This window comes from Bradyrhizobium sp. Ken64, from assembly GCF_055807555.1.
On the sequence record NZ_JBVVPA010000047.1, the window covers coordinates 1 to 17,074 of the forward strand.

Annotated in this window: 21 protein-coding genes and 2 pseudogenes; 5 read left to right on the plus strand and 18 right to left on the minus strand. The window is 63.7% G+C overall.

What is annotated here, in order from left to right; translation table 11 throughout:
- Positions 1-375 precede the first annotated feature (375 nt).
- Positions 376-567, minus strand: coding sequence for a hypothetical protein (locus tag AC0L2F_RS34745; protein WP_473251408.1), 192 nt, complete (start codon positions 565-567; stop codon positions 376-378).
- A gap of 592 nt (positions 568-1,159) precedes the next feature.
- On the opposite strand from AC0L2F_RS34745, the gene AC0L2F_RS34750 reads away from it, so the two are divergent.
- A complete protein-coding gene (locus AC0L2F_RS34750) occupies positions 1,160-1,360 on the plus strand; it encodes a hypothetical protein (RefSeq protein WP_473251409.1) in 201 nt (66 codons plus the stop codon).
- Between the two features lie 89 nt (positions 1,361-1,449).
- On the opposite strand, the gene AC0L2F_RS34755 is transcribed toward AC0L2F_RS34750, so the two are convergent.
- The 4 genes and pseudogenes from AC0L2F_RS34755 to ligD all read right to left on the minus strand — a co-directional run bounded on the left by AC0L2F_RS34755 (position 1,450) and on the right by ligD (position 4,476).
- The gene (locus tag AC0L2F_RS34755) at positions 1,450-2,019 is read right to left on the minus strand and encodes a hypothetical protein (protein WP_473251423.1); all 570 of its coding nucleotides are present in this window, start codon (positions 2,017-2,019) and stop codon (positions 1,450-1,452) included.
- 41 nt (positions 2,020-2,060) lie between these two features.
- Positions 2,061-2,150 (minus strand): annotated as a pseudogene (locus AC0L2F_RS34760) (hypothetical protein); the annotation flags it as partial.
- A gap of 5 nt (positions 2,151-2,155) precedes the next feature.
- Complete coding sequence (locus AC0L2F_RS34765) at positions 2,156-2,653, minus strand: hypothetical protein (protein ID WP_473251410.1); 498 nt, start codon at positions 2,651-2,653, stop codon at positions 2,156-2,158.
- A gap of 5 nt (positions 2,654-2,658) precedes the next feature.
- Positions 2,659-4,476, minus strand: a complete 1,818-nt coding sequence (gene ligD / locus AC0L2F_RS34770) for a DNA ligase D (RefSeq protein ID WP_473251411.1) — start codon at positions 4,474-4,476, stop codon at positions 2,659-2,661.
- Between the two features lie 499 nt (positions 4,477-4,975).
- Between ligD and AC0L2F_RS34775 the strand changes: the two genes are divergently transcribed.
- Complete coding sequence (locus tag AC0L2F_RS34775) at positions 4,976-5,440, plus strand: hypothetical protein (RefSeq protein WP_085352477.1); 465 nt, start codon at positions 4,976-4,978, stop codon at positions 5,438-5,440.
- A gap of 42 nt (positions 5,441-5,482) precedes the next feature.
- On the opposite strand, the gene AC0L2F_RS34780 is transcribed toward AC0L2F_RS34775, so the two are convergent.
- Both AC0L2F_RS34780 and AC0L2F_RS34785 read right to left on the minus strand, forming a co-directional pair.
- Positions 5,483-5,731 carry a hypothetical protein gene (locus AC0L2F_RS34780; protein WP_007604857.1) on the minus strand — a complete coding sequence of 83 codons (249 nt, stop codon included), beginning with the start codon at positions 5,729-5,731 and terminating at the stop codon, positions 5,483-5,485.
- Between the two features lies 1 nt (position 5,732).
- The gene (locus tag AC0L2F_RS34785; protein ID WP_007604855.1) at positions 5,733-5,945 is read right to left on the minus strand and encodes a hypothetical protein; all 213 of its coding nucleotides are present in this window, start codon (positions 5,943-5,945) and stop codon (positions 5,733-5,735) included.
- A gap of 180 nt (positions 5,946-6,125) precedes the next feature.
- Between AC0L2F_RS34785 and ku the strand changes: the two genes are divergently transcribed.
- Positions 6,126-7,055 carry a non-homologous end joining protein Ku gene (gene ku / locus AC0L2F_RS34790; protein ID WP_473251412.1) on the plus strand — a complete coding sequence of 310 codons (930 nt, stop codon included), beginning with the start codon at positions 6,126-6,128 and terminating at the stop codon, positions 7,053-7,055.
- A gap of 73 nt (positions 7,056-7,128) precedes the next feature.
- On the opposite strand, the gene AC0L2F_RS34795 is transcribed toward ku, so the two are convergent.
- From AC0L2F_RS34795 to AC0L2F_RS34825, 7 genes and pseudogenes are all read right to left on the minus strand, one after another.
- Positions 7,129-8,523, minus strand: coding sequence for a cytochrome P450 (locus AC0L2F_RS34795; protein ID WP_473251413.1), 1,395 nt, complete (start codon positions 8,521-8,523; stop codon positions 7,129-7,131).
- Positions 8,524-8,584: 61 nt separating this feature from the next.
- A complete protein-coding gene (locus tag AC0L2F_RS34800; protein ID WP_473251414.1) occupies positions 8,585-8,809 on the minus strand; it encodes a hypothetical protein in 225 nt (74 codons plus the stop codon).
- Between the two features lie 167 nt (positions 8,810-8,976).
- Entirely contained in the window at positions 8,977-9,510 is a 534-nt protein-coding gene (locus AC0L2F_RS34805; protein ID WP_473251415.1) for a cytochrome b, read from the minus strand.
- 62 nt (positions 9,511-9,572) lie between these two features.
- Positions 9,573-10,796 (minus strand): APC family permease, encoded by a 1,224-nt coding sequence (locus AC0L2F_RS34810; RefSeq protein WP_473251416.1) that lies wholly within the window; start codon positions 10,794-10,796, stop codon positions 9,573-9,575.
- 158 nt (positions 10,797-10,954) lie between these two features.
- Positions 10,955-11,650 carry a VIT1/CCC1 transporter family protein gene (locus tag AC0L2F_RS34815; protein WP_007604849.1) on the minus strand — a complete coding sequence of 232 codons (696 nt, stop codon included), beginning with the start codon at positions 11,648-11,650 and terminating at the stop codon, positions 10,955-10,957.
- Positions 11,651-11,700: 50 nt separating this feature from the next.
- Positions 11,701-12,266: pseudogene (locus AC0L2F_RS34820) on the minus strand (cytochrome b/b6 domain-containing protein).
- 9 nt (positions 12,267-12,275) lie between these two features.
- On the minus strand, positions 12,276-12,548 hold the full coding sequence (locus AC0L2F_RS34825) for a PepSY domain-containing protein (protein ID WP_473251417.1): 273 nt from the start codon (positions 12,546-12,548) through the stop codon (positions 12,276-12,278).
- Between the two features lie 146 nt (positions 12,549-12,694).
- On the opposite strand from AC0L2F_RS34825, the gene AC0L2F_RS34830 reads away from it, so the two are divergent.
- A complete protein-coding gene (locus tag AC0L2F_RS34830) occupies positions 12,695-13,006 on the plus strand; it encodes a PepSY domain-containing protein (RefSeq protein ID WP_473251418.1) in 312 nt (103 codons plus the stop codon).
- Complete coding sequence (locus tag AC0L2F_RS34835) at positions 13,006-13,413, plus strand: ATP-binding protein (protein ID WP_473251419.1); 408 nt, start codon at positions 13,006-13,008, stop codon at positions 13,411-13,413. The genes AC0L2F_RS34830 and AC0L2F_RS34835 overlap by 1 nt, the downstream gene beginning before the upstream one ends.
- 20 nt (positions 13,414-13,433) lie before the next feature.
- Here the strand turns inward: AC0L2F_RS34835 and AC0L2F_RS34840 are convergent, their stop codons facing one another.
- The 4 genes from AC0L2F_RS34840 to AC0L2F_RS34855 all read right to left on the minus strand — a co-directional run.
- Positions 13,434-13,691 carry a hypothetical protein gene (locus AC0L2F_RS34840; protein ID WP_473251420.1) on the minus strand — a complete coding sequence of 86 codons (258 nt, stop codon included), beginning with the start codon at positions 13,689-13,691 and terminating at the stop codon, positions 13,434-13,436.
- A gap of 1,109 nt (positions 13,692-14,800) precedes the next feature.
- Positions 14,801-15,334 (minus strand): DUF4142 domain-containing protein, encoded by a 534-nt coding sequence (locus AC0L2F_RS34845; protein ID WP_007604841.1) that lies wholly within the window; start codon positions 15,332-15,334, stop codon positions 14,801-14,803.
- Between the two features lie 446 nt (positions 15,335-15,780).
- Positions 15,781-16,563: a 2-keto-4-pentenoate hydratase gene (gene mhpD / locus AC0L2F_RS34850; protein WP_473251421.1), complete on the minus strand. Its 783-nt coding sequence runs from the start codon at positions 16,561-16,563 to the stop codon at positions 15,781-15,783.
- 11 nt (positions 16,564-16,574) lie between these two features.
- The coding region (locus AC0L2F_RS34855; protein WP_473251422.1) for an alpha/beta fold hydrolase at positions 16,575-17,074 on the minus strand (500 nt) is incomplete at its 5' end.

The following is a 17,074-nucleotide window of genomic DNA, read 5'->3' on the forward strand; positions in this document are numbered from 1 at the left end:
GATGAAGCTTGCCGCCGAAGCAAAGGGCGCAGAGCGGCAGAGATGGATCACTGCCGCGCTCGCGTGGTCAGAACTCAATTCCCTGCGCGGGGCTGCCGAGCACAACGTGCCGGAAGGGTGGCCTACGCGGCAGCTCGTTGCCGGTGCAAGGCGCAGCGCCTTCCCCCACCCCCTTCCAAGGCGCTAGGAGCGAGTTCAGGGGGACACGCGATGCCGCACCCGCTCACGGCATCAAATCCTCGCCGGTGAGGGCAGGACCACCGGCTGGGTATGTGAGCTTGGTCCACGGGAGGCGGCACTATTGGCGCACTGCGGGACGGCTGCCAGGCTTCATCGGGTGCGCGGTGCGGCACCATCAACGACAGGGTGGGAGCGTCAGGCCTCGCCATGCGGCGTTGTGCGAGGCGTCGGCAGCGGCCGCTCGCTCGGTCCGGATGCCGAGGGCTGACCTCCCCTGCTGTCATACCGCTTGGCGAGATCCAGGAGACGACGCCGGGTGAACGGATCAGCCTTCTCGGCCATACCCCGGACCCTTTGGGCCAGACCCCGGTAGAACTCGTGCTCCATGACACGCTCCTCAACATCACCGCCCAGAGTTGAGTGCTGTGCGGCGACGGAGTCAAGAAGGCGCAACAGTGCGTGAACCCGACCTAATTTTTGTCGGCCAGCTTGAGCTCGCAATCTCGGCTGAACTAGAGTGCCATCGCAGGGGAAAAACAGATGGCCATGCTCCATCCGGTCCGGAAGGCGTGCCCGGCGTGCGGCAAGCCGATGAAAGCTGTGTCCGAGGAAGCTTCAGAACGGCCGCCGCGGTACGTGTGCACCAATTGCAACGATGACCCGCTACACGACCCCGCCGCCCGCAAATGGGCGGACGGTCCGCTGCGGCCTCCGGAGCCGTAGGCGTTCGAGCTGCGCGCGGTCTTGATGTCGAGCATGGAACGGGCTCGGCCGGATGCCGTTGATGTGGTGGGCCCGCGCGAATGCACGGCCCGCGTGGCTCCGCCCTCAAGCCCCCCAGCCCCCCAGCCCCCAAAACGGCGGGGCCACGCTCATTCTTCCCAGTCCTCTCGCAGAATTTTTCGTTGACCGTAACTTGCGTGAATCCCCGGCTGGCCGGGTTCAGGCAGAATGCTGCTTTCGCTGGGGGAGACCTCCAATGTTCGATGCTGAAACCACCGCGCTTTTGCGCGCGGTCCTCGACGAGGTGTGCGAGAGCGTGTCACGCTACGAGACCTCTGCCCGCACCCACGTGGCCTCCATGATCCTCGAAGCTGCCACCAAGGGCGAGACATCGGTTGACGGGCTGAAGCAGATCGGCAGGAGTGCACTTCGCGAGGCGCCGATCCTGCGGAATTGACCTGCTCTCGAGGGCGCCGGCGCCCCGCTACACCGGCCTCAATTAGTCGAGGCTTGTGCCGCGAACTACGGTCTCGCGTCCAGGTTCACCTAATCGACACATCGTTGCACCGGTCCCGGGTAGTCTTGCTCGATCCAAGGCTCGTCGGCGAAGCGAACTTCCTCGATCTTCGACAACCGAAGGCAGATCCAGCTGGCTTTGACCGGACGCTTCGTGCTCAAACTCGCCTCCACAAGGAGGGCAAATGCGCGCTCCTCACCGGCGGCGTGGCCCAGAGTGTACGGGCAGACCGTCTGGCGCTTGCTGCCATCACTCACGTGAACCGGCCGCCGTTCAAGGATCGCTTGTCTGAGCGCCATGAAAACCTGGCTGTGGCCTTCGCTGAGGATCTGGAACGGTCGCTTGCGACCGCGGCGGGGTCGGTACGCGGCGAAGTCCGGGTTGAAGGTCGCTGCTTGGGTGATCCCGATGCGCTCCATCATCGCAAAACTCGTCCGATCAACGAAGGAAAAACCCTCCCCGGGAGAGCTCGCCTGTATCTCCGCAGCCGCATCCAGATCAGCGCGGACAATGGGTTCGATCCGAACTCCCCCGTCGCGCAGCCGGTCCCAGAATATCTCCGCAACGCCGCTGCCGAATAGGGCTTTAGAAGCTGCCACGTTTCAGCCAGCACCAGGTCCGTCGTGAGATGCTGGTCGATGCTGCGAAGGATAGACTTGGCGCGCTCATTCTGAGCATCCCGCTTGGCGGCGGCGGCGAACCAGACGGAGGTGTCAACAAACGCACTCATGCGCGTCACTCCTGAACCGGGTACTCCCAAATCTTACCCGTCGGATCGTTCTGCTCAACCCACTCTTCCGCCCATCCTTGCGAGGCAAAGAGCCTGACCCAATCGACGTCGCCAACCTCCCTGGACTCCGGATCGTGCGAGTAGAGCCAAACCGATCCTCGGGCCCGACCGCCTCCCACTTCGTATTCCCAGGCCACGCCTTCAGGGTCATTTTGCTTGAACCACCTCTCGGCGACGTCGGCAGACGCAAACACCCTTATCCATCCGGGCTCGCCTGCCGCGCGCGTTCTGCCATCCCGGTAATCGTCGATGTACAGCCATACGGTTCTGCCCTCGCGGCGCGCCTCGTCATGGTGGCGGACCACCTCGTTCACCCTCTGCCTGTCGGAACGATCGGCCTCAGGCAGCGACATAACCGCGGCGTAGAGTTCGGCAGGAATGCTCCGCCTGTCAGGGGGAGGTTTGTGGCGCCATTCCACCCATCGATCGAATGCATCCGACATGCGGCTCAGCTCCTCGGCTTAACGCGGAATGGACTCTCGATGGTGAAGGCGTCCGGCGCGATCCCGCTCTCGATGCGCTTCCAGGTCACGGGCGCTGCGATCGGAAATCCCTCGCGGGCGCGCGGGGAATACGTGCCGATGGCCGTGGTACCGCGGCCATTGCGCAGATAATCGAGGAAGATGCGATCGCGACGCTTTGCCTGCGCAGAAAGGAGGTAGCGGTCTGGATGGCGCGCTGCGAGGGCGGACGCCAGCTGATGCGCCACCCGATGCGCCTTGTCGTGCAGCACCGGCTGATCCAGGGGGGCCATCAGATGAATTCCTTTGCCGCCGGTGAGCTTGGGCCAGGTCTCGAAGCCCTCGCGCTTCATCATCGTGCGCAGAGCGAGCGCGGTTTCCACGACGGCATCCCAGTCGACGCCCTCTCCGGGATCCAGATCGATTACGATGCGGTCGGCATGTTCGAAGTTCTCGACGGTCGCATTCCAGGGGTGCAGCTCGACGGCGCCGATCTCAACTAGCCCAAGGAAACCATCCAGGCTGTCGACCCACAGGCGCGTTCCCTCGCCACCCTCGCGCTTCTGAATCCGGAGCTGGTGCACGGCGGCCGGAATGTCCTTCGGCAGCGGCCCCTTGTGATAGAACGTCGTGCCGCGCACATGACGCACCAGCTTGAGCGGACGATGGCCGAAGTGCGGGAGGGCTTTCTTCCACACCTTGCACCAGTAGTCGGCGAGTTCTTCTTTTGACGGCACAACGGCGTCGGGCAGAAGCTGCAGGATGTTCTCTCTCGGAACGCCCAGCTTCGGGCGGCCGGCTGCGGACGGCAGGAGGCGCGGGGCCTTGACCTTGCGCACCGCGACATCATCGCGAAAGCCTTTGAACACGGCCTCGCGAAGCAGGCCATCATCGGTCAGCGCGCCATACTGGACCTCGATTTCGAGTGTCGGCTCGACCCAGGTCGCCTTCGGCTTTTTGACGGTCACATCGAGCGGAGAAGTCTTGCGGATCAACGGATCAAGCCGCTCGCGTAATTCGCGCGCGGTCGTCTCGGTGTAGCCGGTACGCACCTTCCCGCCGTAGAGCAGCTTGCCGTTCTCGCGGCGGCCGACGTAGAGCGAGGCGACCTTGCGCGGGCGCGCCCCTAGCTTCTCCACGAACGCGATGATCGGGAAGGTCTCGCTCTTCTTGCACTTGAGCTTGATCCAGCTTTCCTGCCGCCCCGAGCGGTACGGCTGGCCAAGCCGTTTGGCGACCAAGCCTTCCAGCCCCAGCTTGCACCCTTTGTCGAAGACGTCGTTGCCGTTGGCCGCAAGGGCTTCGACGTAGATGAAGGTCTCGGGTGCGTCCTTCAGAAGCTGCTGCAGCAGGCGCTTGCGATCTTCGTACACGACCCTGCGCAGGTCGTAGCCATCGAGATACAGGAGATCGAAGGCGTGGCAGCGCACGCGCTCGCTTTGCTTAGGCCCGAGCTCCCGCCTGAGCTGCTGGAAATCCGGCACGCCGCCACTGCCGTACACCACCGCTTCGCCGTCGATGATCGCGCTGTGTGCCTTCAGCAGGTGGGCGCCGGCTGCGATCGAGGAGAACTGTTCGGTCCAGTCCAGGCCGGTCTTCGAATAGACCTTGGCGTCATCATCTTGCAGATGCAGCTGCGCGCGGTAACCGTCGGCCTTGATCTCGTAGACCCAGTCTGCCCCGCGCGGCGGCTTCTCCCGCAGCGTGGGATCACACGGCTCGATGTAACCAGGAATAGCAGCTTTGATGGCGCCATAGACACGCGATACTCCCAAACGAGACTGACGCAACGCCACGGCACACATGTCGATTCAACGCCGTCGCCCTGATTCGTTCCGTGTCTCGCGTAGCACTCGTTCGGAACGCGGGTTGTCTCCGAGCGTTGGCGGGCTGTGGGCGCGGGTAGGAGCGGTGCGATGATTGAATCGGAGACCCTGCTGGAGAATGTCCCCAATGCGGCGCATGGCCTATGGCGGCGATCATCCAAAAGTCCGCTTCCGCGTAACGCGAAATCCAGTTCAGGTGTCTGAGGTGCCAGGCGGAGGAGGCTGGCCGGCTCCGTCGACCACCGTCCCCGCTGCGCGCTGCCTGACACACAACGCGGCCAAAGAACCGGAGGAGCTATCGCCGCGTCTACGAGGCGCCGGGTTCTCGCGGCGATCGAGACCGAGCTGATAGGTTCGATCCCAATGGTCCCCCACGACGAAGACGAGTAGCGCGCCCGCTTTCAATCCATAGCATCAGGCGTCTGGAACGTATTTGACGTTCCGGCTTTTTGCTCCGTGATAGTCGGAGGGAAGTGCGATGAAGTCGACGAGCGCTCTCGCATTGGCACTTGTCGTCTCGACAGCGACGGCCTCGGCGCAGCCGGTGCGATGGAGTAAGTACACCATTCCCCAGACCGGCACCTCGATGGATTTTCCATCTTCGATCTTCACGGAAGAAGCTGGCCGACCCGACGGCTACGGGCAACGGTTCCGAACCGCCGACGGGCGTGCCGACATCACGATCCAGGCCGCGCCCAACGTCGAGAACGATTCACCCGCGGCCTTTCTCGCCAAAAAGCATCCGCCTTCACGCATTCAGTACAAGCGAGTGACACCACGCTTCTTTGCGGTCTCCAGCTACAAGGGCGACAAGGTTTGGTACAACCGCTGCAACTTCTCGGGGCAGCTAATCCATTGCGTCCTGATCAACTACCCCGCAGAGGAAGAGCGCGCCTGGGACAACATTGTCACTCGTATGAGCCTGTCGCTCAGCGGAAGGTAGCGGGCTTGCGGGGCTCCGCGCAGAACTTCTCCGCGCGTCCCTTCACAGGGTGCTCAGATCGTCCGGCACGTCGCCGAACTTGCGGATCACGATTGCGTCTCCGAACTCGCCTGTAGCCGGATCCCCGCTGCGGCTGAAGGCCACCGCGCCGACTATGCCGGGCCTTCGCGAAAGCGCCTCGGCTTTCATCACGGCGGCGTTGGGATTGAAGCATTCGACGGCCTCGCCGGCGGCGACACCGTCATCGGAAGGGAGGAACGGCAGAGCCACATGGTAGGTCACCGCGGGCATGTCAGTCGTACCAATCCTTCCGGTCGCGCGGGACGTCGAACCGGCCCCGCGAGTAGCCGGCAGAAATCGAAGCCCGCAGCTCTTCGACCTGCGCCTCCAGGAAGCCATTCGCGACGATGAGCGCCTTGAGAGCTTCCCGGGCGTCGCCCCCACAGGCCGCAATCGCCTGGTCGGCGGCATTCTCCAACTCGAAGTTGGCCGGTCCGGATGCCATGGGTTGGCTCATCACGCTTGTTCTTATTTTGTTCGTGAGAGTCAAGGCTCCCTGCCATGTCTCTCGGGGGCCTGACCGGACGTGACATCAATTCGCGGTGGACACCTGTGGCCGGTGTCGGAACCGCGCTGCCCGGTTCGTCTTGAATCCAAGTACCCGTACCTGGAGCGTTGCGTAACCATGGCCCCGCGAGCAAACTGGAAAGGCTTCCTGCGTCTGTCCCTCGTCACCTGCCCGGTCGCGCTCTATCCGGCGACGTCGGAGAGCGAGAAGATCTCGTTCAACCAGCTCAACCGTCAGACCGGTCATCGGATCAAGTACCTGAAAGTCGACGCCGAGACCGGCGACGAGGTGCCCAACGAGGACATCGTCAAGGGCTACCAGCTCGAGAAGGACCAGTTCATCGAGGTGACCAAGGAGGAGCTTGAGGAGATCGCGCTGGAATCCACGCGGACCATCGAGATCGACGAGTTCGTAGACAAGGCCGACATCGATCCGCGCTATCTGATCCGTCCCTACTACATCCGCCCCGACGGCAAGGTCGGGCACGACGCCTTCGCCGTGATCCGCGAGACAATCCGCGAAATGGACAAGGTCGCGATCGGGCGGGTGGTGCTGACAAATCGCGAGCACATCATCGCGCTGGAGCCCATGGACAAGGGACTGGTCGGCACACTGCTGCGCTATCCCTATGAGGTACGCAGCGAGCAGGAGTATTTCGACGAGATCCAGGACGTCAAAGTGACGAAGGACATGCTCGATCTCGCCAGGCACATCGTGAACCAGAAGGCGGGCAACTTCGAGCCGGAGAAGTTCGAGGACCACTACGAGACCGCTCTGATCGAGCTCATCAACCAGAAGCGCGCCGGAAAGACCATCCGCCCCAAGGAGCGGCCGAAAGGCGAGAACGTCGTCGACCTGATGGACGCGCTACGCAAGAGCGTCGGCGGCGCAGCTGCAGAGAGCAAGGCTGCGAAAAGTCCGGCCAAAAAAGCCAAGAAGGTGGCCGCCGGCCAGAAGGAGATGCTGATGCCGATCGCCGGCAAGAAGCCCGCCAAGGAATCCGCAGCCAAGAAGCCGCCGGCCAGGGCGCGGCGGAAGTCGGCATGACCAATGCTGGTACGAAGGAGTGTCGCGGGGGCTCAGTGCCGGACTGGGGAGCCTGCTCCTCGTCGGCTCTACCTCACGGACACTTCCGGAGGCGCATAGGTAGGGCGTTCGTTGGTCTTAACGTAATCCCCTGCAGCGGCCAGACTTTGGTGCCCGGCAGAAGGTCCAGATCGAAGCCTCGCATCAGCACCGCCAACACGATCGTTGCCTCCTGCAGCGCAAAGGATGATCCGATGCAGGTCCGGGGACCTGCGCCGAAGGGCAGGTAGGCGAAACGAGGCACTTCGCTTCTTGCCGGCGGCAAGAAGCGCGACGGGTCGAACATATTCGGCCGGTCCCACAGGCGCTCGTGCCGATGCAGCACGTAGGGTGCGATAACGATCAGGGACCGGGCGTCGATCTCATGAGATCCCAGATTGTCCGGCCGTTCGGACATTCGGCTGAGCGCGGCGATGGGGGGATAGAGCCGCAGGGCCTCTTCCACGACCGCCCGCGTCACCAGCAGCCGATCGGGCAGCCCAGCCGTCGGGCCGCTCAATTCGCGCTCCGCTTCCTCTCGAACGCGAGCCCGCCACGCAGGCGCCTGCGAGAGCAGAAAAATCGACCACGCCAGCGAATTGGCCGTCGTCTCATGGCCGGCGGAGAGGAACGTAAGGATGTTCGACCTCACGTCGGCGCGGCTCATCGGCTGTCCCGTCGAAGGATCGAGCGTGCGGAGCAGCAGTGTCAGGATGTCGTTCGGATCGTCCTTGCCGGCCGAGCAGGCAAGTCGACGGCGCCGCGCTTCGATGATCTCGTCGATTACGCGCTCGAAGTAGCTCATCGTCCGGCGCAGCCTTGCCCGCCCTGGGCGCGGCACGAATTCCGGAACGCCGAATAGATCGAGCGCGCCGATGCGTCCGATGACCCCGAAATAGGCGTTCATGGCCAGACGAAATTCTTCAAAGTCTCCGCCGATCCCATCGGAGAAGATGGTCAGGGCCAGCACCTTGAGCGTGAGCAACGTCATCTCGGCGGCAGCGTCGACCACGGTACCGCAGCCGAGGCGGCTCCATTTGCCCGCGAGCTCGTCCGCCGCGGTTAGCATCGCCTCGCTGAAGGAGGCGACGGTCCGCTTTGCAAATAGCGGTGCCAAAGTCCGGCGCTGCACCTCCCAGCGGCTTCCTTCCACGCTCAATAGGCCGTCGGCGAGACCGGAGGATAAGATGCGCCGCTGGATTGGGTCCTTGCGGTAGTTGTCCGCGTTGTCGAGAAGAACGCGCTTGATCGCGGCCGGGTCGTGAACCAGAAATGCCCGGGCAAAGGGCAGTCTGACCTTCGCAATCGGTTCACGGAAAAACTCGGCGCTCCAGCATTCGAGAGGGTTCCTTCTCAGGGTCTGGATGATCTCGATCAGCCCGAGCCGCCTCGGCGGCGGCACGGGAGCCGGTGGTCGATAGTCAGTATCGGTCAGACTGCGATCCAGCATGGGGGTGGGCCGGTTCGGCGCCCGGGTGGGGCGAAGGTGGACGCCTCCGGGCGATTGTCCATCAGTTGGATGAACAGACCTTGACCGTCTCCATGCCGGTCTCCGCTTCCGCGCGTGTCTTGTAGATGCTGCCAGACCAGCTGACGACGATCATGGAGGTATCCGTCGGCTTCTTGTCGAGGATCGTGCACTTCTTCGTCTTCATATCCTGAGCGATGCAGAATTCGTTGGCCGCTAGGGCCGGAGCTAAAACGAGACCTGCGGCAGCAAACGGCCTGAGCTCCATATCTTCCTCCTTGCGAACGCCGGCAGATGGGCCGGAAGGAACAACGGGAAAAAACGGGACTTTGTTCCCAACTCGGAACATTGCGGGCACGCCCGCGGTCCTGATCGAGCCGCCCCTAAAGGACCCGCATCGTCGTCTCCCACGCTTTCCTCGCGAGCCGCTCCATCTCACCCGGGGAGCATCCGTTGCATCACGCGGTCGCGGTAAACGAAGATGTGCGCCAGCGCGGCAGCCAAGTGGATCCCTATCAGCGCAAGCAACGACCACTCCGCCGCCTGGTGCAGCCCGTCGATAGCCTTTCCGGCGGCCGCGTTGTCGGACGCGAGCATCGGCAGCGGAACGAGGTAAAATAACTTCAGCGACCAACCGCGGTAAGACGCGAACAGCCAGCCGGTGAGGGTCGTCGCCAGCACTGAAATGTAGAGCATCCAGTGCACGACCTCCGAGCTCAGGCGCTGCCACGCCACAAGCGAGGTTTCCGGCGCAACCGGATGTGTCAATCGCCAGACGAAACGCACGACGATAAGCGCAAGGATTACGATGCCGATGGAGACGTGGAAGGTCATCGGAGCACCCGGTGTCTGGCCGCGGTGGACGTCCGGCATCAACCAGCCGATCGGATACTGCACGGCCAGGAGACCGACGATCGTCCAGTGCAGGATCTTTGCGGTCCTCCCGTAGCGCAAGCAAAGGGTGGTCATTCTAGGGTCCTCCGGTCGGTTTGGCCGTGCCAACAACGCCGGCGCTTCGGTGCCGTTTCTCGCTATCCGAGGAGATCGACGAGGAGCAGCGAAACCGTCGTGAATAGTCCCGCGACCGGCACCCACATCGGAACGAAGAATACGCCGGCAGGACGAGTCAATTCGGCTGCCTTGATCCGAAGCAGCGCCAGATTGACCAAAGCAAAGATTCCGAGCGTCAGGCGCGAAGTCCACTCGGCCAAGCCCGTCAGCGGAATGCCCAGAGCAAGGATCAGGATGGCTCCAACCCCGAAGAGGGTCGCCACGATGGGCGTGCGGCTTCTGGCGTTCACTTTCCCAAGAAGTTCGGGAAGGCTACCCTGGTCGGCCAGCCCATACAGCACGCGTCCGATCATGATCATGTGAACGATGATACCGTTGATCGTCGCGACGATCGCGATGGCGCCCAAGACCTGCAGAGAAAGACCCGTCAGCCGCTGAAATACAAGGGCAAGCGGAGCGGAGGAGCGCGCGAGCTCGATCGGCGGCACGGCGACGACCGCGATCCACACGACGGCTGCGTAGAGAAGCGCGGTGACGCCGAGCGTGATGAGGAGCGCCCAAGGCAACGTCCGGAGAGGATTCTTCATTTCCTCGGAGATGTTCACCAGGTGTTCGAAGCCGATGAACGCAAACACTGCGAGCAGCGAAGTTTGCGCGATGCCGGACCAGGCCCCCGGGTCATCCAGCGAAGGCCAAAGTTCAGGCAGACGAGAGACGAGCGCGCCGCCATTGAACAGGCCGGCGGCGAGGATGAGGATCAACCCTCCGATCTCGACGACCGTCATCAGCCCGGCGAAGCTGATGGACTGAACCGCGGAAAGGCAAGCAATGGATCCCATCGCGAGCACGACGCCGGCAATGATCCAGGCAGCAGGGAGCGGCACGAAGACGCCGATGTAACCGGCGCTCCCGACGCTGATGGTGGCGCCTGAGATCGTCACCGCGGCCACCACGAGCAGTCCTGTGGCGCCGCTAAGCCATTTCCGGTGAAAGGCTGCCTGGACGTAAGCTGCCTCGCTTGCCGCGACCGGCAGTCGCGTGCCCAATTCGGCAAAGGTTCCTGCGGTCACGCCCATCACGACCGCGGCGGCGAGGAACGCGAGAGGCGCGTGCATGCCGCTCCGCGCCGCTGCCGCCCCGACCAGGACGTAGATTCCGGCGCCGATGGTGACGCCCAGCCCATAGAGCACCGCATGCGTCAGCGTTAGTGAGCGGATCAGTTTCGGCCGTGTTTCAGTGGTCATTTTCTTTGGTCGCCGATGGGCCCATGAGAACCGACTTGACCTTCTTTGTCATGGCCACGCGAGCACTGCTTGACGCTGATCAAGTGCATCGCAGGCGCGCTAGGTCATCATTCCGAGCGAGCAGGCACGCGCTTCACGGCCCGGCGCTGATGCGACGCCTAGCCGAAGAGGTGCGCGAGCCAGTACGCCGCTCCTGCGGCCAAGCCGCCGACCAGCAGCGTTTGCGCTGCGGATTTGAGCTTGTTGACGCCCGTGAAGTGCCCCTTGACGGCTCCGAAGCACAGCAGGGCCATGCCTGTCGCGGCAACCGAGATCTGCAGGGCCGCTCCGATGTCTTTCGTGAACATGTAGGGCACCAGGGGAATCAGACCGCCGACCACGTAGGAGCCGCCGATGGTGACTGCGCTGATCGGCGCCCGCTTCGGGTCGGGGCGCTCCAGCCCGAGTTCGAAGCGCATCATGAAGTCGACCCAGCGCTGCCTGTCGGACGCGATGGCGCCGACGACGGAGTTCAACGCGTCCCCTTCGAGTCCGTACTCGCGGAAGACTTGCTCGACTTCCTCGATCTCCCGCTCGCGCAGGTGCTCGACTTCGTGGTGCTCGCGCTGTTCCTCGGCCGCAAAGTGCTCCGCGTCCGTGCGCGCCGCGAGATAGCCGCCCAGCCCCATCGCGATGGCGCCGGCGACGACCTCGGCGAGGCCGGCGGTGACGATCACGTCCGTGCTGGCGACGGCCGCCGAGAGACCTGCGGCCAGCGCGAACGGGACGGTCAAGCCGTCGGCCATGCCGATCACGACGTCGCGGACGCTTTCGGTGGCGGTGAAGTGCTTTTCGACATGGGGCGTGGCGGGCACGGTGATGCTCCTGCTTGACGGAGTTGATGGTCGAGTCCGAAGAAGGCTGCCTAGTCGGCAGCCCTCTTGCGACCGGAGATCATGGAGACGACCAGGTTTTCGCGATGCTCGAAGCTCGCGATCAGCACCCCGAGAACATGCGCCACGACCAGGCCGATCGTCGAGTTGGCCAGGAATTCGTGGACGTGCTCGAGCATCTTCGAGCCCCAGTAGGCGTCCGTGGTCATCATGTAGCCGGTGACGCAGGTCCCGGCCAGCGCGACCAGGAGCGCCACGATCATGGCCCCGCCCGCGGGGTTGTGCCCGATGTAGCGCGGCGCCCGGAGCAGCGCGACGTCGCGGACGTAGGCGAGCACCTCTCGCGGAGGCCGGGCGAGTTGGAAAATCGCGCATGCCGCGGACCCACGACGCCCCAGAGAACGCGGGCCCCGACGAGGCCTGCGATGGTGTAGCCTGCGGCGACGTGCACCCGCTCGATTTCGTCGCCGGTGGCGTAGGCCAGAACGAACAGGCTCGCCAGCGACCAGTGGAAGATCCGGACGAACGGATCCCAGACCCTGACCATCGCCGGCGGCCTCGCGCCGCCGGCCTGGATCGTGTTGCTAACGGTTTTCATTTGCGACGATCACATCTGGCCGATGATCTGGCCGTTGGTGGGGTCCACGAACAGCTCGATCCGGCTGCCGTTCTTGTCCAAGGCGTAGAGTTCGCCGCATGCGCTCTTGAGCTTGGCCTTCTGGACCTTGTAGCCTTGGGCCTCCACCTTGGCCTGCAACTGAGGCATCGGCAGCCACTGGGACTCCGGTGCCGACGTGCAGGGCTTGCCGAGGCTGCCGGCCTGGGCGGAAGCCGCCCCGAGGGCGACGGCGGCGACAGTCAAAATGGCGATCTTGCGCATGGGTATCTCCTGACGGTGGCCGGGACACCATGCCCCGGCCATGCGCTCAACCTGCCAGAAGTCGCCTGACTGCCGCCTGTTGACCCAAGTCAGCGATACGTCAGGTTGGATCTGGCATCCATATGCTTCGCATGACGAGTGTCCTGATGGATTTGCGCTTGCACCGGCTTCGGCCCCCGATCCTTGCCCTCTCGCTTCTGGCTTCGGCTGGTGTGCCCGCGTCCGGCCGCGACCACGACGAGGCGCGGCGCGCCGCGGAGGCCGGCGAGATACGTCCGCTCGCGGACGTTCTCGACCTGGTGAAGGGGAAGCTTCCCGGCGAGGTAGTCGGCGTGAAGCTCGAGCGCGAAGGCGGCGCATGGACCTACGAATTCCGCGTGCTGGACGGCAAGGGCCGGCTGTTCGACATCCACGTCGATGCGAAGAGCGGCGAAGTCGAGCGGACGAAGGAGAAGTGATGCGCGTGCTTCTTGTCGAGGATGACCCTCGGATCGCATCCGACGTTTTGGGAAATCTGCTTGAGAATGCGACTCGCCACAGCGCGGGAGTGGTCCGGATCAAGACAAAGGTCGGCCGGCCCTGCATCGTGATCGAAGACGATGGCGAAGGCATCGATTCAACCCATTTGGCGCGTGCGCTTGAGCGCGGCGCGCGCCTCGACGAGCGAGGTGGGACCGCCGGCCTTGGCCTTGCCATCGTGCAGGACGTCTTGGACGCCTACGACTGGGGACTGCAGCTATCCAGGTCGAAGCTCGGCGGCCTGATGGCCACAATTGGTCCGAGATCGGCATTGATCGAGAAAGCACGCGTCATTGGTTCAGAGCGCTCGCCCTCGTCATCAATGGCTCAGCCGCAGCAAGCCTGATGGTTTCCCGGCAGTTGGCGTCAGGTGCATTCGGGGCAAGTATCACCGATCGACTCCAGCACGTCTTGGACCTCGGCGACAGCCTGGTCCGGAGACAAACCGTCTGGAGGCTCCTGACTTGCGATGTCCACCGCGCCCTCGCGGGCGTGAGGGTCGGCTCGGTCCTTTGCCCAGCCGTGCTCCTCGCATTCGTGGACGGCGCCCGCCTCCTGCAGCACGCCGAGCGCCCATCCGCGCAACGTTATGATCGCCGGCCGTCTTTCCTTCGTCATCAGCATCGAGCTTGCTCCTGCCGGGACGAATCCCTTCGTCCGTCTTCTCGTTCCGGGCGGTTGGCACGCAGCAGGGATTCGCATCGGCAGGGCTGAATGCGGTACCGGGGCTATCCAGGGCATCGAATCCTCACTGGCGAGGCCAAAACGACCGCCTCAGCTATGTCGCTGCGGATCCCGGGGTGGCGAACGTCTCCAACCTGTTCCGGCCGAGTCTGCCAGTATTCCGGGGGCAGTCCTGCTCCGGAGCCGTTCCCCGCACGGCCGGGGCGTTCCTGGCCGCGGCAGCGGCCATCTTTTCGATCTGCTTGGGGGTCGGCATGCGCCAGCTCGCGGGTCGGTACCCGTACGGAGCTCAAGCTTCAGGTCCCGGTACCAAGATAGTATCGCTTGAAGTCGACGTGTTCGGTGAGTGCCTCCGGCCGATAGGGTGCCGTACCTGACGCGCACTGCAAGACGGCGGGCAGATCGAAGCGTCGTGCGACGGTCGCTTCGCGGCACATTCATTCCAGCGCGACGTCGGAGAGGCGGGACTCGGGCTCCGGATTACGTTGACGGCGTTGGGGGCAAAGCGTCGACCACGCTCGAAGATCTGTGCGCGCGGTGTAGCTTCGCTTCCGCCCTCCCGCGTATGCACGCACCAGCGACGTCGCCGCGACGGATGATGTCGCCGAGTTCCAGCATCCCCGCCGGTCTCCGCCCCAATCGATCTCCAAACGGTCGGTGTGACCGACCACGTAACATCACCCCTTGCCGCGGCTCAGGGGGCCGTATTTGGCGGCATCGGTGGCCAATTCGTGGAAGACTAGTGCCAGATGATTGGCGGCTGTTCCCGATCGCGAGCGGCGGCCGATTGAGATTGGAGGTCGCCACTCCGGCGGACGAAGGATCAGCCGGCGAGATCGCCCCAGGTTGGCGACGGCCGCGACGTCATCGCCGAAAGAACGTCGGATCAGTCCGTCGGCCTCCCGCGTCCGCTGGCGGCGCCCTCGGCCGGCTGCGCCTTGGCACCAACCGTCGCAAGCGCAAGCCAGGCGCATGCGATGACGAGAATTCTGCTCATGAAACTCCGAACTTTATCGCGATTCACGTCATTGCAGCGACGTCTGCCAGCTCTACCGGGACGCGCTCTTCTGAAGGGACCGGGCCGTCTCCAAATGCTTTTGCAGCACCGGAACCGTCTGCTTGGCGAAATCGGCGACGGGTGACTGGGATTTTGCTTCCTTCTGGAACTTGCGCACGTCTTCCTCGTGGTCCTTCACCATGCTGCGCGCGAAGGCGGCATCGAATTGCGCGCCGGACAGCCCGTTCAGCTTCTCGTAGATCGCCTTCTGCTTGCTGTTCGGCTCGCTCGGTGCCTGAACGCCCTGCGCGTCGGCGAGCTGCTGCGCCTGCTTCAGATTGTCCGAGTGGTCCTGCTCGAGCATCTTTCCGAACTGCTTGGCCTGGTCGCTCTGCGCCTTCTGCTGGGCGAGCTGACCGACCTTCACTTCGGAGAGATCGCCCTGGATGGCTTCGACCAGGAAATGCTGGTCGTGCTTGCTGGCCTTGCCCTGCGGCGCGGCGGATGCGCCTCCAATCGTCATGAGACAAAGACCGACGACCGCCGCGACGCCTTTCGAAATTTGATTCCGGACCTTGGTTTGCATGGTACGCCTTCCTGATTGATCGTGGGGGTTACGCATCCGGGCGCGAGGTCGCGAAAGCCGACAGGGCGCGCGGGCTGTTCGTGTCAATAAACCGGTCCCGCGCGGCGCGTTCCTATGTCGTTGCAGAGCTAACCTGTATTAGCTGCGACGTACTGGTCGCCTGCCCGGGGATTGCTTCAACCGCGGTCCCCGTGCCGAAGTTGCAACGAGCATTCCTGGTGACCGGCACGCCGGCCGCGGTTCGCTCGGTAACGACCGGCAATTCGGATGGACTGGTGGCTGCGATCTTCTGCAGCATCGAGCGAGACAGGTTAGCTGGCGTGATATCCGCGACGACATCCGACAGGTCAGGCAGCCTTCCCTGATCGTCAACGAGGTCCCGGCTTTTCCGCGCCTGGTTTACCAAAGCGGACGAGCTTCATCTGATGTTCCTTTGGTGTGCGTGTTCACGCGAATCGCGCCGAAACGGTCCCGAGCCCGGCGATGTTAGCCTCGAATGCGTCGCCCGGATTCACGGGCACCATCGGCCCCAGCGCTCCAGACAGAACGACGTCGCCGGCGCGCAGCGGCCGCTTGCGACGCGCCAGTTCGCCGGCGAGCCAGGCCATCGCGTTGAGCGGATTGCCGAGGCAGGCGGCGCCCGTCCCCTTCGATACGACCTCGTCCTTCCTCGTCATCTGCATCTGGAGGGCGCGGAGGTCCAAGCCATCCAGCCGCCGGACGGGTCCTCCCAGAACGAAGAGCCCCGACGAGGCGTTGTCGGCGATGGTATCGACGATTCCGATATCCCAATTCGTGATACGGCTGCCCACGATCTCGAGGGCGGGCATCGCATAGGCCACTGCACGCACGACGTCGGCCACGGTCGGCGTTTCGACCTCGATATCGCGCTCGAGAAGAAAGGCTACTTCGGCCTCGATCTTCGGCTGCAGGACGCGCCCCGCCGCGACAGGCTCGTCTTCTCCCATGATCATGTCAGCGAAGAGTACGCCGAAGTCCGGACGATCGACGCCGAGCTGCTTCTGGACCGCACGGGAGGTCAATCCTATCTTGCTTCCGACGACGCGCCGCCCCTCCTTTTCCCAGTGCGCAGTGTTCTCCTGCTGGATGGCGTAGGCCGCATCGACATCGAGCTCTGCCAGTTGCGTCCGGATGGGCGCGATCGGGGCACCGGCGTAAGCCGCGCGGATCTGGGCGGCGAGCTCGCCATGCTTGGTTTGCTGGTTCATCTGAATGATCCTTACTTGCCGGTCCGAAGGAATTCGATATGGAGGCGGTTGAACTGCTCTGGGTCCTCGAACTGAGGCCAGTGGCCGCAGCGGTTCATGACGACGAATTTCGAACCCGGGATCATGTCCGCGATCTGCTTGCCTTCCTCGGGCGTGGCGGTCGGATCATGCGAGGTCCACACGACCATGGTCGGAGCGTTGATCGACCGGTACTGGTCGGCGGTGATCATGTTCGGTCGGCGGATTTCCATGTCCTGCAGGCACATGATCCGCTTCATCGTGTCGGCGAATCCCGGCTGCGCGTAGATCGCACGACGGGTCTCGATGAGATCGTCCGAGACCATGCTCTTGTCGCACATCAGGAATTCGAGGCGCGTCTTGATCCGCTCCCATGATGGATCGGAAGCGGCCTCATTCGACAGCTTCTTCAGTCTTTCCATCACCTGCGGGTGCGCGGTCCAACCGCCGGCGGTGTTGAGGACCAGTTTCTCCACCACGGCGGGACGATGTA